Origin of the sequence: Heyndrickxia acidiproducens DSM 23148 (assembly GCF_000374345.1) — a bacterium.
GTDB lineage: Bacteria > Bacillota > Bacilli > Bacillales > Bacillaceae_C > Weizmannia > Weizmannia acidiproducens.
Map to the genome: position 1 here is coordinate 37096 of NZ_KB893990.1, position 14335 is coordinate 51430.

Below are 14335 nucleotides of genomic sequence, written 5' to 3' on the forward strand. Positions count from 1 at the left end.
AGACTACGCCTCCATTAATAATAGTTCTGGATCATGTAACAATCGTTTGATATGATTTAACGCATTTTGTGCGGTTGCACCATCAATAATGCGGTGATCAAAACTTAGAGACAGCGCCAGGACAGGTGCCGCTACTATTTCACCGTCTTTTACAATCGGCTTTTCGGCAATGCGGCCAATTCCTAAAATTGCAACTTCCGGATGGTTAATCACTGGTGTAAACCATTGGCCTCCGGCGGAACCAATATTGGAAATCGTGGTAGATGCACCCTTCATTTCGTTCGGGGCGAGTTTTCCGTCACGGGCTTTTTCGGCCAATTCATTAATTTCTTTTGAAATCGCAAATACCGATTTGCGGTCAGCATGTTTGACAACCGGAACGAGCAGGCCGCGGTCCGTGTCTGCAGCAATCCCGATATTGTAATAATGTTTATGGATAATTTCATTTGTTTCATCATCGATCGATGTATTCAATGCCGGGAATTCACGCAGTGCACTAACCAGCGCTTTGACAACATAAGGTAAAAAAGTAAGCTTGATATTCTTTTCGGCCGCAATTTCCTTAAATTTCTTGCGGTGGGCGACAAGGGCAGTCACATCAACCTCATCCATCAGGGTAACATGCGGCGCAGTCTGTTTCGAATTCACCATCGCTTTGGCGATCGCTTTGCGGATGCCGCTCATTGCTTCACGCGTTTCCGGGAATTCACCTTCCGGAACCGTAATTTGTTCAGCAGCGCTTTGCGGTACAGCTGTTTCCGGCCGGGCTGCCTGATCCGGCTGTGCGGTACCATTGACAAAAGCATCGATATCCTCCCGCAGTACTCTGCCGTTTTTTCCGGTTCCCGTTACAAGGCGGATGTCGACACCTTGTTCGCGTGCATATTTCCGTACCGAAGGCATTGCAATAACGCGGCGGTCCGAATCCGGTTTTGTTTCTGCTGCCGGCTTTTCGCCAGCCTGTGCAGATTGTTGCGGCGCTTCCGGTCTTTCTTCTTTTGGCGCCTCTTCCTGTGCGGACGGCTGGTCACCGTGATCGCCTTTAAATTGGAGATTTTCATAGCCCGGGGCATCCAGTCTCACCAGCACATCGCCAACAACGGCAACCGTGCCCTCAGCGGCCAGAATTTCTTCTACAGTCCCTTCCACCGGGGATGGGATTTCAACTACTGACTTATCATTTTGTACTTCACAAAGGACATCGTCTTCTGTGACTTTATCACCGGGTTTGATAAACCATTTTACGATTTCGCCTTCATGGATACCTTCGCCGATATCCGGCAGCCTGAATTCAAATGACAAGGTGTTCACGCTCCTTTATGAAAAATAGCTTGCATAAAGCCATGTTTGACGGCAGCATGCAAAAAACTTAAAATGTCAGAACTTCTTTTGCTTTTTCCAGAATATCTTTATATGTAGGGATCCAAACCCCTTCCGCCTGTGAAAAAGGATAGACGGTATCCGGTGCAGTAACACGGAGCACCGGTGCTTCGAGACTTAAAATCGCGCGTTCATTAATTTCAGCAACAACATTTGCAGCAACGCCCGCCTGCCTTTGCGCTTCCTGAACCACAATCGCGCGGTTTGTTTTTTCAACGGAAGCCACAATTGTTTCCACATCGAGCGGACTTACGGTACGGAGATCGACCACTTCAACCGAATAGCCGTCTTTTTCCAGTTCCTCTGCTGCTTTTAATGATTCATGCACCATCGCGCCGTAAGAGATAATGGACAAGTCACTGCCCTCGCGTTTGACATCCGCTTTTCCGAGCGGAATCGTGTATTCCGTTTCCGGTACTTCTTGGCGGAAAGAGCGGTATAGTTTCATATGTTCCAAAAAGACAACAGGATCATTATCGCGGATTGCAGAAATTAACAGCCCTTTTGCTTCATATGGGGTGGATGGAATGACCACTTTTATCCCGGGGGTTTGCGCCATTAAACCTTCCAGGCTGTCTGCGTGCATTTCCGGTGTATGTACGCCGCCGCCAAATGGTGCGCGTATCGTAATCGGCATTTTCAGGCTGCCGCCTGTTCTGAAGCGGTACCTTGCCATTTGCCCGTGGATGGAATCCATGGTTTCAAACACAAAGCCGAAAAACTGGATCTCCGGCACGGGGCGGTAACCCTGAAGTGCCAAACCAATTGAGAGCCCGCTGATTCCGGACTCAGCCAAAGGGGTATCCATAACGCGGTCTGCCCCGAATTCTTTCTGGAGTCCTTCTGTCGCGCGGAACACGCCGCCGTTTACGCCGACGTCCTCGCCATATACCAATACATTTTCATCGTTTTTCAATTCTGTACGCAACGCATCCGTGATTGCTTGTATCATGGTCAATTGAGCCATCGCTTATCTCGACTCCTTTGCTTTGTAGAATTCGTATTGTTCCCGCAATGTATAAGGCTGTTCTTCATACATGACAGAAATCAAGTCGGTCACTTTTTGTTTCGGCGCTTTATCCGCTTTTTTGATGGCCGCTTTAATGTCTGCTTTCGCCTGCTCGATCACTTCATTTTCCTTTTCATCGCTCCAAAGGTTCTTTTCCTCCAAAAATTTCCTGAACCTGACCAAAGGATCTTTTTTCGCCCATTCATTGTCCAAGTCGGCTGTGCGGTAGCGTGTCGGGTCATCCCCGCTCATCGTATGCGGCCCGAAACGGTAACAGATGGTTTCAACAAGCGATGGCCCTTCGCCGTTTACAGCCCGTGTGCGCGCATGCTTGACTGCCGCATAGACAGCAAGCGGATCCATACCGTCCACTGCAACGCCCGGAATCCCCGCAGCCACTGCTTTCTGGGCAAGGGTTTTGGCGGCCGTCTGTTTTGAACGCGGTGTTGAAATGGCGAACTGGTTGTTTTGGACGACAAAGATCGCAGGTGCTTTAAATGCGCCGGCAAAATTAATGCCTTCATAAAAATCGCCCTGTGACGATCCGCCGTCACCGGTATACGTAATGGCAACCGAATCTTTACCGCGCTTTTTCAATCCAAGTGCCACGCCGGCTGTTTGTACGTATTGCGCGCCGATAATAATCTGCGGCGGCAGGATATTTAATGGCCCGATCCCCTTCATGCCGTCCACATGCCCGCGCGACCATAAAAATGCCTGTTCGAGCGCCAGGCCGTGCCAAATCAATTGCGGTACATCCCGGTAGCCGGGCAGAATAAAGTCATCTTTTTCAAGCGCAAAATGCGATGCAATTTGTGACGCTTCCTGGCCGGCTGTCGGCGCATAAAAGCCGAGGCGCCCCTGGCGATTTAAAGAGATTGCACGTTGATCGAGTATCCGCGTATATACCATTCTCCGCATCAATTCCTGAAGCTGTTCATCAGAAAGATCCGGCATAGCGGAATCGTTTACAATTTTACCTTCTTCATTTAAAATTTGAACCGTTTCAAAACGTGCTTCAATTTCATCCAGTGTCTGCTTACCATTAAATGGCTGATTTGCTGTATGTGAAGCCATCTTTGTTCACCAATCCTTTCCCCATTTTGCCGTTGTATAAAGTTTCATATTTTTTGTTTCAAAAAATTCCCCGGAAAAGAAAAATAAGTACGACAATTTCCGCAAGTAACCGCCATCATTTCACCGGAATTCAAACAACATCTGTATTAATTTAGTGATCACAATAAGTAATACAACACTATATTCAACATCTATAGAGTACATTAAAAAAAGAAAAGCGTCAAACATTAATGCTTTTTCATTCAAATGTTTTTTCACTATACTAATTTAACAAGAAATTTTTAAACTGTACTATATCGGTTATAAAACTGTACTATAAAAGCGTAAACATTGATCTTATGCATATCCGCAAGCACCGGGCTTTTCCCCGTCCATGGTTTTCAACAAATATTTGCAAATTTCACCAATTTGAACTAAAAACCCGAAAAAAATTGCACCGGGACCGGCGCAATTTTTTCTAGATCAGTTCGACCTGCTTCAACCCGCAGTATATCCCGTCTTCCGCAACGTCTTTCGTAACCAGATCGGCATGCCCTTTTAAGGCCTCCACTGCGTTTCCCATTGCAATGCCGGTGCCGACCGCCTGAATCATTTCAATATCATTTAAACCGTCACCGAACGCATAGGCATCTTCCATTTTAAACCCGAGTTTGTCCAACAGCTGCTTAATCCCTTCTGCTTTTGAGCCGCCTTTTGGGACAACATCCATGGAATACGGGTGCCAGCGGACAAACCGGAACTCGGGAAACCTTTCCACATACATGTCCTGATCCTTTTCTTCACAAAACAGCAGCCCCTGATAAGTCTCGTTGTGCAAGAAAAACCGCGGGTCATAATCCGGATGGGCAAAGTTCATTGTGGCCAGGCTTTCCTTTATGTACTCATGGTGTTCCACATTCGCCTTCATCGTTTTATCATTCATAAATACCATTGGTGCTGCATTTGAAGCGGCAAGGCTGGCCAATTCCTTTTCTTTTTGTAATAACAGTGGATTTTTATAAATGGTGTGATTTTCAAATACGACATACGACCCGTTGAAACTTACAAATGAGTCAATCCCGAGTTCTTTCCGGATGCCGCCGATCATAAACGGTGCACGCCCGGTTGCGATTGCCACATAAATCCCGTTATTTTTTAATTCCTGCACCGCTTTTTTTGTGGAGTCGGGTATGTTTTTGCGGTGGTCAAGCAATGTTCCGTCAATATCAAAAAAAACAATTTTACTCATATTCAAGTCTCCATTCTATCTTTACTTGCTCCATTTTACACTTTCCCTGTAAAGTCCACAATATTCCGGAGCGGAAGCGGCTGGCCCCATCATTTTCGCGACAGGAAATTTTTCCCGCGAAAAGACTTTCTTTCTTTGCATATAATATAGGACAAGATGTGCTGGCCGCCTTTACATTATTCAAATAAATACTACAATAGAAGTAGGGAGTGATCCACAATGTTAAAAAAGCTAAGAAAGAAGCTTTTAAAACAGTGGAAAGATATGCTGCGTAAAAAGTTAATTGCCTAACTTAAAAATCCCTCTTATTGCGGAGGGATTATTCTTTACCTTAAATAATGCCTGCAAAAAATAAATACATGAAAAAGTTGTTATCTGTGCCTATGTTTTTATATAATAGAAAAAGTTACAATTGATAACGGAGCAAGGAGAGATAAAAAACATGATTTACAAAGTGTATTATCAGGAAAATATAGAAGAAGTGCCCGTTCGGGAAAATACAAAGACTTTCTATATGGAAGCAGCATCTGAACGGGACGTACGCCAAAAACTAAAAGACCGCCAAATCAATATCGAGTATATTCAGTTGCTTGAAGGAAAATATCTCGAATATGAAAAACAGCAAGAAAATTTTAAGTTAGTGGAGTAACCCTATGAAATTTGTGAAGAATGACCAAACAGCTGTTTTCGCTCTCGGCGGACTGGGAGAAATCGGCAAAAATACGTACGGCGTACAATTTCAGGACGAAATTATCTTAATCGATGCGGGGATCAAATTCCCTGAAGATGAATTATTGGGCATCGACTATGTGATACCGGATTATTCCTATCTGGTAAAAAATGCAGACAAGATCAAAGGCCTGTTTATCACACACGGGCATGAAGATCATATTGGCGGAATCCCGTATTTGCTTCGCCAAATTAATGTTCCCATTTACGGCGGGAAATTAGCACTGGGACTGATCCGGAACAAATTGGAAGAGCACGGGCTGCTGCGGCAGACAAAGATGATTGAAATTAAGGAAGATGACGTCATTAAATTCAGAAAGACGTCCGTCACTTTTTTCCGTACGACCCACAGCATTCCGGATTCATACGGAATTGTCGTCAAAACACCGCCGGGCAGCATTGTCCATACCGGTGACTTTAAATTTGACTTTACACCGGTCGGGGAACCGGCCAACTTAACAAAAATGGCTGAAATCGGTAAAGAAGGCGTACTCTGCCTGCTGTCCGACAGCACCAACAGTGAAGTGCCCCACTTTACGATGTCAGAGCGCCGTGTTGGGGAAAGCATCCAGGATATTTTCCGGAAAGTGAATGGCAGAATCATTTTTGCCACGTTTGCGTCCAACATCCACCGCTTGCAGCAAGTAACGGAAGCCGCTGTACTGGCAGGCAGAAAAATTGCCGTTTTCGGACGCAGTATGGAAGCAGCGATTGAAATCGGCCATGATCTTGGATATATCCGCGCACCGAAGGATACGTTTATCGATACGCAGACGTTAAACCGGATGCCGGCCGACAAGGTCACGATCCTTTGTACCGGTACCCAGGGTGAACCAATGGCGGCTTTGTCAAGAATTGCAAACGGCACCCACCGGCAGATCCAAATCCAGCCGGGTGATACCGTAGTCTTCTCGTCATCACCGATTCCGGGCAACACAACGAGCATTAACCGCACGATTAATCTGTTGTACCGTGCCGGCGCCGATGTCATCAGCGGCTCATTAAACAATGTCCATACTTCCGGCCACGGCGGCCAGGAAGAACAGAAATTAATGCTGCGTTTGATTAAACCGAAATTTTTTATGCCGATCCACGGCGAATACCGGATGCTCCGTACACATGTGCAACTGGCAATCGACTGCGGGGTTCCGGAAGATAACTGTTTTATTATGGATAACGGTGAAGTGCTGGCATTAAGCAGCGATACAGCCCAGGTGGCCGGCAAAATCCCTTCCGGCTCCGTTTATATTGACGGCAGCGGAATCGGCGATATAGGAAACATCGTCCTGCGTGACCGCCGTATCCTTTCCGAAGAAGGGCTTGTGATCGTTGTTGTAGCCATTAATATGAAAGAATTTAAGGTGGCTTCCGGGCCTGATATCATCTCAAGAGGTTTCGTGTATATGCGTGAATCCGGCGATCTGATCAACGAAGCCCAGTACATCATTACAAAACATCTGAATAAAGTGCTCGAGCGGAAAACCACACAGTGGATCGAAATCAAAAATGAAATTACCGATACACTGTCACCGTTTTTGTATGAAAAAACCAAACGCCGGCCGATGATTATGCCCATCATCATGGAAGTGTAAGGAAAAAACAGACGCCTTTCCGGCGTCTGTTTTTTTAATCCATGTCCAATTCAATGTTTTCCAATCACAAAATTTTTTTATTTTTTTCACAAAAAGTACTGTACAAATGGTGTTTTTCTGTATATACTGTATTATAACAGTAAGGTTAGTTTTTAGTTGTTATAAAACATTATGCTTTAAGACCGGTTTTCCCGGGCAAAAGATGTTGTATAACAACACGATACTTTATTACAATATTTAAAGGAGATGGATGGATGATGATGATGACCCCGGTTGATTTTTTCAAAACACTGCCTGCCAAACAATGCCCTGAATGCGGCCAGATCATGGATGAACAGGCCGAGTCTTACATGATGGAATGCGACCACTGCCTGTCCAAAAAAGAAGAATAGGGCACGCAGCTGTGCCTGCCACGCGCCGGAACATGTAAAAAACGGGAGCGGATCATTGATCCGCTCCCGTTTTTTACACCGACTCCAGCATTTTAAACTGGGCTTTAATTAACCGGTAATACTCGCCGCGCCTGGCCATCAGCTGCGCATGGGTGCCTGCTTCAAGCAAACTGCCGTGGTCGAGAACAAATATTTTATCCGCATCACGGATTGTTGAAAGCCTGTGTGCAATGATAATCGATGTTCTCCCTTTCAGCAATGTCTTAAGCGCTTTTTGAATCCTCAGCTCTGTCTCTGTATCAATGCTCGCAGTCGCCTCATCAAGAATAATGATTTTTGGATCAGCCAAGATTGTCCGCGCAAAGGATAGCAGCTGTCTTTCCCCTACTGAGAGGATATTGCCCCGTTCTTCCACTTCTGTATCATAGCCTGCTTTTAATTTGCGGATAAAATGATCAGCGCCTGTGATTTTTGCGGCCTCCACCGCTTCTTCATCACTCGCTTCCGGAGAGCCGAATTTAATATTTTCCATGATCGTTCCGGAAAAAATAAATGTATCCTGGAGAACAACACTAATCTGGCTGCGCAGATTCTTTAGCGCAATATCTTTTACATCATACCCGTCAATACGCACAACGCCCCCTGTCGCATCGTAAAAACGGCTGATCAAATTGGCGATCGTTGTTTTTCCGGAACCGGTATGGCCGACAAGTGCCACCGTTTCTCCCGGCAGTATATCAAGACTGACCCCGTTTAAAGCTTTACGCTTTTTGTCGTAAGAAAATTCCACATGGTCAAATTCAATATGGCCCTTTATATTGGAGAGCCGGACTGCATGCTTACCGTCACTGACCGATGGTTTTTCATCCAAGTATTCGAATATCCGCTCCGATGAAGCCATCGCTTGCAGCAGCTGGTTATATACCTGGCCCAGCCTGGATATCGGCTGCCAAAACATGCCGACATAAAAGGCAAACGAAACAAATGCGCCAATCGAAAGCTTCCCGGCACCAATTAAATGGGCGCCATACCAAATTAGAACAGCTGATCCCACCGCATTTGTCAGATCAATAACCGGCCGGAAAACAGCACTTCTCCGTGAAGCTGTCCGCCATGCCTCAAAGTTTGCTGTATTGACACCGTCAAAAAAGGCCATGTTCTCTTTTTCCTGGGTGAAACTTTGCGTCACCCTGATTCCCTGGATGCTTTCGTTTAAATGAGAATTTAATGTGGACTGGCGCAGACGCATCATTTGCCATGCCCGCCGGATTTTCCGCCGCAGTTTCGTGGAAATAAAGAACATGATCGGCATGATCACCAATATCGCAAGCGTTAGCGGCGGGCTCAATGTAAACAAAATGACAATAATACCAGCGAGCATCAGCATATCCATCAACGAATTGATGACCCCGTTTGTAAACAGGTCCTGTAACGAATTGGTATCATTCATGATGCGGACAAGAATGGAACCCGCTGACCGCTGTTCAAAAAAGTGATGGGAAAGCTGCTGGACATGCGTAAATAATTTTTTACGGATATCATAGATAATATTCTGGCCTAGCTGGTTAATCCACCTGATCCGGAAAATATTGGAGATATACGCAGCAATATAAAGCACGGCAATGAGGAAAACCATTTCAAATAAAAATTTTCCGTTTTTCTCTGTAACGCCCTTCCCGATGGCATACACCCCGATTAACATAGGAATGATCAAGGTAATCAGCGTTTTTATCAAAACTGCGGTAAAAGCTTTGGGCAGCAGGGTTTTCCGGTATGGTTTCAGGTACTGCAACAGCCTTGCCATCTGTTTCCAGTTAAATGGCTTATCAATGATTCGGTCTGCGGAATAATGAAACCTTTCCATCACTTTCGAGTTTAAATTTTTTTGGTTTGCCCTCATCATAACCCGCCTCACCCTCTCTGCGACTCTGCAATCGCTTGTTGGTCTTTGTACTGGATATTGTATATCCGTTCATACGGCCCTCCGTTTGACATCAAAAACGCATGATCTCCTCTTTCAACAATCCGGCCGTCTTCCAGCACAAGAATTTCATCTGCATGTTTTAGTGATGAGATCCGGTGTGCAATGATAAAAGTCGTCCGGCCGTGCATCACTTCCCGCAGCCCTTCCTGAATTTTTAATTCGGTATCCATATCGACAGCACTTGTGGCATCGTCCAGAATTAAAATGCCGGGGTCCATACAAATCGCACGGGCAATCGCAATCCGCTGTTTCTGGCCGCCCGATAATCCGATTCCTCTTTCCCCGAGCATCGTATCATACCGGTCAGGGAGTTCCATAATAAAATCATGGGCCTGTGCTTTTTTTGCCGCATAAATGATCTCATCCATTGCAGCATCCGGCCGGCCATAAGCAATATTGGCCTTGATGGTGGATGAAAATAAAAATGATTCCTGCATGACACATCCGATTGAGTGCCTGAGGGAATGAAGCGTATACTGCCGGACAGGCCGGCCGTCAATCAGCACTTCTCCGCTTGAAGGCTCGTAAAATCTCGTCATCAATTGGGTAATTGTTGTTTTCCCCGAACCGGTTGCACCAATTAATCCAATAACAGACCCTCTTTCAGCTTTAAACGAAATATCCCGGATCGCTGCTTTTTCCTCGCTGTGATATTGAAGCGTCACATGTTTAAACTCGACATCGCCGTAAAACTTTTCGGCATTTACAGCATCTTTCCTGTCTGTAATCTCTTCGTCCGCCTCCAAAATCTCCAGCAATCTTTCCCCTGAAGCTTTCGATTGCGAAAACATATTGATGGTAAAACCCAGCATGATGATCGGATCCAGTATATAGCCGACCAGGCTGTAAAAGGCAACCAGCTCGCCCGGTTGCAGCTGCCCATGAATAACCAGGTAGCCGCCGTAAGAAAGAATGATGATAACGCAGGCATTTCCGATCAGTTCCATAAGCGGGAAAAACTTCCCCCATAATTTTGAGGTGTAGATTTCACGCTCCCGGTAGTCCTCATTGGAAACATTGAATTTAGAAGTTTGAAAACCTTCCCTTGACAATGCTTTTACGGTTGTGATCCCGCTGATATTCTCCTGGACATTCGTATTGAGGCGGCTGAAAGACTTGCGGATCCTGCGAAATGCCGGATGAACCAGCTGATTAAAGCGGAATACAACTGCTGCCAAAAAGGGGAGCGTCACCATTGTCAATAATGTGAGCGGCACCGAATAATAGAACATGACCGCAAAACAAATCGCCAGCGTAAAAATAAAGCGGAACAGTTCTGTAAAACCAAAAGATAAAAATGAACGGAAGCCCTCCACATCCGCCGTCAGCCTCGACATTAAATCCCCTGTTTTCGCATTGTCATAAAAGCGGAACGGCAAAAACTGCAGTTTCTTATACAATTCGTTGCGCAGCCTGTAAACCGAAGTGATTCCGAACATATCAGCCGTATACTGCTGAATAAAAGTAGCGATCCCTTTTACGGCCATTACCGCAATAAACCCGATAGCCAAATACGGGATCCATTGAAACTTGCCTTTTAACACGGCTTCGTCGATCGTCAACTGTAAAATCACCGGGTAGACAATCGTAATTGCATTTACCAATAGCAAAAAAATTAGCGAAGTGAAAAATAAATGCTTATAAGGCCAATAATAGCTTTTTAATTTCCGAAAAGTTTCCAAACCGCTCCCCCCCAGAACAAAAATGAATAAAACGTAATATTAAATATACCGGTATTCGAAATATTTATCTACTCTTTTGCCTAAAATTATATGAATTTTAACTGTTCATTTTGTTTTGACACGTTTACGGCCTTTTTCCTTGCGGTTAAAGGCCTTTTTGGAAACGAAATTAGGGCAAAATGGCTTATCCGGCATTCCCGCAAACACCAAAACACAAGCAAAAGGAACAGAAAGCTGTTTTAAAAAAGCGGCGGCCGCCATGTAAAAAACAAAAGCAAAAAGGCCGGCCCCGTTTTATGCAGCGAAAACGGGACTGGCCCCTTCATTGTTCTAAAGTGTTACGATATAATCTGACAGCAAATCAACAGCAATCTGCAGGGCTTTTTCATCTGGTGAAAATTTTGCATGATGAAGCCCGTATTGAGAGCCGACCCCGAGCCAGAACATGAAGCCGGGGATTTCTTTTAACATGTAGCCGAAGTCTTCACCTGTTAAAGCTTCCCGGCATTCAAACAAGTCGGCGCCTTCATAATTTCTGACAAAATCCATAAAATGCCTGGTTGGTCCGGCATGGTTGAATACCTGGTAATAGTTGCAGCCGTAATCAATTTCCGCGCCGCATTCAAATGAGGCGGCAAGCCCGCTTGTAATGGTTTCAATCCTTTGCTTGGTACGGATCATTGCCTCGCTTGATAAGGTCCGGATTGTCCCTTCCAGCCTGGCATGTCCGGCAATCACATTTTGGACAGTGCCGCCGGTAATCTTGCCAATCGTGATTACAGCACTGTCAAGCGGATCCATATTTCTTGATATAATCGACTGCAGCTGCGTAACAAGATACGCTGCTGCCACGACCATGTCTTTTGTATTTTGCGGGTAGGCCGCGTGCCCGCCTTTTCCTGTCAGGTCAATGTATAATTCCGAGGTATTGGCAAATAGCAGCCCTTCTCTAACCGCAATCGTCCCGGCCGGGTATTCAGGTGCGACATGCAGGCCCATGATCAAGTCCGGCCGCCATTCTCCAATAAGGACTTCTTTCAGCATTGCTTCCGCTCCGCCAGGGCCTTCCTCCGCGGGCTGAAAAATAAACAACAGATCATCTTCAACCGGGCTGCCGGCAAAATGCGATAAAATGCCAAGCGCGATCGTCATATGAAAATCGTGGCCGCAGGCGTGCATCCTGCCTTGATGGCGGGAATGAAATGCGTACCCCGTCTCTTCCTCGACCGGCAAACCATCCATATCGGTCCGGTAGCCGATCCGTTTTTTCGGATTGGTGCCTTTCACTTTAACAAGTACACCGGTCTTCCACGTCCTGATTTCAAGATGCGTTTGTGGCAGGGTTGCCACATAATCCAGTATGTATTGCTGTGTCTTAAATTCCTGGTATCCAAGTTCCGGGATTTGGTGCAGGTCGCGCCTGATTTGAATAAGGTTTGTCTCCATATTAACCCTTCCTTTTATGGTAAAAAGGCCCGGGCACCCTGATCCGGCGCCAGGCCTTTTTTTACAAATTCCTGAGTTCCTGTTTAATCTCAATTTTGGATTTTGTTTTTTCATCAATTTCTTTAATGACTTTGGCAGGAACGCCGGCAACCACTGTATTCGGCGGCACATCACTGACGACAATTGCACCTGCTGCAACAACCGCTCCTTTTCCGACCGTTACGCCTTCTAAAATAACCGCATTGGCTCCGATGAGTACATCGTCTTCAACCACAACCGGTTTGGCCGACGGCGGCTCAACAACACCGGCAAGTACGGCTCCTGCGCCGATATGGCAGTTTTTCCCGACGGTTGCCCGGCCGCCTAAAACCGCGTTCATATCAATCATCGTGCCATCGCCGATAACAGAACCGATATTGATGGCTGCACCCATCATCACCACAACATTGTTGCCGATTTCCACGCGGTCGCGGATAATCGCCCCCGGCTCAATGCGGGCGTTCACCCCTTTTAAATCCAAAAGCGGAATGGCCGAGTGGCGGCGGTCGTTTTCCACCACATAATCTTCAATTTGATCACGGTTTGCTTCAAGGGCAGCTGAAACTTCCTGCCATTCACCGAAAACAACAGCGGTATTTCCGTTTGCAAACACATGCGAAGCTGCGCCAAAATCGAGCCCTTCTAAATTCCCCTTTACATACACTTTAACAGGGGTAGACTTCTTGCTGTTTGATATAAATGAAATAATCTCATTTGCGTCCATCATTTCCATATGTATGCCTCCAATATTAGTGAAATAGGTTATGTGCGGTGCCGAAAGCGGCAGCGAAAAGTACAACATACCGAAGTACTATTTCCGGGCGCAAGCTTTAAAACTGTAAATCCTCCGGCCATATTTTAGATTTTAAAGGATATGGGGCTGCGCTGCAATATATTCCTTTACCACTTCCACAAAAGCCTGCACCTGTTTCAATTCAAAAGCGGCGTCATAGCCGAGCAGCCATGTATCCCGTTTTAACATCTCATTTTGCTCCCCCCGCAATGGAATTTTATGCAAATGTCTGATTTCCGCATCATTCAACGTGATAGCAGGCAGAATTGCATAACCGATTCCATTAAATGCCATCTGTTTGCATGTTTCGATTTGATCAACCACAATGGTCTGTTTCGGGGATGTTTGGAACGCGCGGTGCCACCAGTCAAGTATTTCCTGGTAATAGTTTGAATCACTTTTGAATTGAATAAACGGGCGATCCGCAGTGAGAACTTTCTCAAGCGCGTCGATTTCCTTATCCACCAAATATAACGGGTCTTCAAACAAGTGGATCTTCGTGCTTTTCCAATCATTTGAGCCGCGCACAATTCCGATATGGACATCGTCTTCGTAAATGGATTTCAAAATTTCGCTGCTCCACCCTGTTACCAGCGAAATCCTTGCGTACGGATAGCGATCGACAAATTTTTTCAACACTTTTGGCAGCCAATTTTGCCCGACAATCGTTGCACAAGCGATTTTCAATGTGCCATGGACTTTTGAATCAAGTGTGCGGATCGCTTCCCGGACCTTCTCTTCCTTCTCTAATATTTCATTGGCGAGCTGAATAACCAATTCTCCTGAAGGGGTTAAGACAAGCCCTTTCTGCGTGCGCAGAAAAAGCCTGGCGCTCCATTGTTTTTCAATCGTCTGCAGCCTTTGTGATAAGGCAGGCTGCGAAACAAAAAGGCGTTCCGCAGCCTTTCTCATATTTAATTCCTGTGCCAAAACCGATAATAATTGAAATTCTGAAAAAGACATACGCGACCTCGGGGTTAGATT

12 protein-coding genes are annotated in these 14335 nt (G+C 45.8%); 3 read left to right on the forward strand and 9 right to left on the reverse strand.

The genetic code is table 11. The features are described 5' to 3' along the window. Window positions 1–3: 3 nt before the first annotated feature. The 4 genes from C232_RS0107615 to C232_RS0107635 form a co-directional block, all read right to left on the reverse strand. Window positions 4–1302 (reverse strand): dihydrolipoamide acetyltransferase family protein, encoded by a 1299-nt coding sequence (locus C232_RS0107615; RefSeq protein WP_018662963.1) that lies wholly within the window; start codon window positions 1300–1302, stop codon window positions 4–6. Window positions 1303–1369: 67 nt separating this feature from the next. After that, window positions 1370–2347: an alpha-ketoacid dehydrogenase subunit beta gene (locus C232_RS0107620; protein ID WP_018662965.1), complete on the reverse strand. Its 978-nt coding sequence runs from the start codon at window positions 2345–2347 to the stop codon at window positions 1370–1372. 3 nt (window positions 2348–2350) lie between these two features. After that, a complete protein-coding gene (pdhA, locus tag C232_RS0107625) occupies window positions 2351–3466 on the reverse strand; it encodes a pyruvate dehydrogenase (acetyl-transferring) E1 component subunit alpha (RefSeq protein WP_018662966.1) in 1116 nt (371 codons plus the stop codon). A 457-nt stretch (window positions 3467–3923) separates the two neighbouring features. Then, window positions 3924–4694 (reverse strand): Cof-type HAD-IIB family hydrolase, encoded by a 771-nt coding sequence (locus tag C232_RS0107635; RefSeq protein ID WP_018662969.1) that lies wholly within the window; start codon window positions 4692–4694, stop codon window positions 3924–3926. A 442-nt stretch (window positions 4695–5136) separates the two neighbouring features. Between C232_RS0107635 and C232_RS0107640 the strand changes: the two genes are divergently transcribed. From C232_RS0107640 to yhfH, 3 genes are all read left to right on the forward strand, one after another. Beyond that, window positions 5137–5343 (forward strand): DNA-dependent RNA polymerase subunit epsilon, encoded by a 207-nt coding sequence (locus C232_RS0107640; RefSeq protein WP_018662971.1) that lies wholly within the window; start codon window positions 5137–5139, stop codon window positions 5341–5343. Between the two features lie 4 nt (window positions 5344–5347). After that, window positions 5348–7015, forward strand: a complete 1668-nt coding sequence (gene rnjA, locus C232_RS0107645; protein WP_018662973.1) for a ribonuclease J1 — start codon at window positions 5348–5350, stop codon at window positions 7013–7015. Between the two features lie 257 nt (window positions 7016–7272). Beyond that, entirely contained in the window at window positions 7273–7407 is a 135-nt protein-coding gene (gene yhfH / locus C232_RS19340; RefSeq protein WP_081622741.1) for a protein YhfH, read from the forward strand. A 73-nt stretch (window positions 7408–7480) separates the two neighbouring features. Here the strand turns inward: yhfH and C232_RS0107655 are convergent, their stop codons facing one another. From C232_RS0107655 to C232_RS0107680, 5 genes are all read right to left on the reverse strand, one after another. Further along, window positions 7481–9310: an ABC transporter ATP-binding protein gene (locus tag C232_RS0107655; protein ID WP_018662977.1), complete on the reverse strand. Its 1830-nt coding sequence runs from the start codon at window positions 9308–9310 to the stop codon at window positions 7481–7483. Window positions 9311–9318: 8 nt separating this feature from the next. Beyond that, on the reverse strand, window positions 9319–11073 hold the full coding sequence (locus C232_RS0107660; protein ID WP_018662979.1) for an ABC transporter ATP-binding protein: 1755 nt from the start codon (window positions 11071–11073) through the stop codon (window positions 9319–9321). Between the two features lie 330 nt (window positions 11074–11403). Beyond that, window positions 11404–12519 (reverse strand): N-acetyldiaminopimelate deacetylase, encoded by a 1116-nt coding sequence (locus tag C232_RS0107670; protein ID WP_018662983.1) that lies wholly within the window; start codon window positions 12517–12519, stop codon window positions 11404–11406. Between the two features lie 61 nt (window positions 12520–12580). After that, window positions 12581–13291 (reverse strand): 2,3,4,5-tetrahydropyridine-2,6-dicarboxylate N-acetyltransferase, encoded by a 711-nt coding sequence (dapD, locus tag C232_RS0107675; RefSeq protein ID WP_018662985.1) that lies wholly within the window; start codon window positions 13289–13291, stop codon window positions 12581–12583. 132 nt (window positions 13292–13423) lie between these two features. Next, window positions 13424–14314 (reverse strand): LysR family transcriptional regulator, encoded by an 891-nt coding sequence (locus tag C232_RS0107680; protein WP_018662988.1) that lies wholly within the window; start codon window positions 14312–14314, stop codon window positions 13424–13426. Window positions 14315–14335 lie beyond the last annotated feature (21 nt).

Excerpts from the sequence above, each read along its gene's own strand:
- yhfH (WP_081622741.1), top strand. The coding sequence starts at position 7,273 with ATGATGATGACCCCGGTTGATTTTTTCAAAACACTGCCTGCCAAACAA.
- rnjA (WP_018662973.1), top strand. The coding sequence starts at position 5,348 with ATGAAATTTGTGAAGAATGACCAAACAGCTGTTTTCGCTCTCGGCGGA.
- C232_RS0107655 (WP_018662977.1), bottom strand. The coding sequence starts at position 9,310 with ATGATGAGGGCAAACCAAAAAAATTTAAACTCGAAAGTGATGGAAAGG.
- pdhA (WP_018662966.1), bottom strand. The coding sequence starts at position 3,466 with ATGGCTTCACATACAGCAAATCAGCCATTTAATGGTAAGCAGACACTG.
- dapD (WP_018662985.1), bottom strand. The coding sequence starts at position 13,291 with ATGGAAATGATGGACGCAAATGAGATTATTTCATTTATATCAAACAGC.
- C232_RS0107635 (WP_018662969.1), bottom strand. The coding sequence starts at position 4,694 with ATGAGTAAAATTGTTTTTTTTGATATTGACGGAACATTGCTTGACCAC.
- C232_RS0107640 (WP_018662971.1), top strand. The coding sequence starts at position 5,137 with ATGATTTACAAAGTGTATTATCAGGAAAATATAGAAGAAGTGCCCGTT.
- C232_RS0107620 (WP_018662965.1), bottom strand. The coding sequence starts at position 2,347 with ATGGCTCAATTGACCATGATACAAGCAATCACGGATGCGTTGCGTACA.
- C232_RS0107670 (WP_018662983.1), bottom strand. The coding sequence starts at position 12,519 with ATGGAGACAAACCTTATTCAAATCAGGCGCGACCTGCACCAAATCCCG.
- C232_RS0107680 (WP_018662988.1), bottom strand. The coding sequence starts at position 14,314 with ATGTCTTTTTCAGAATTTCAATTATTATCGGTTTTGGCACAGGAATTA.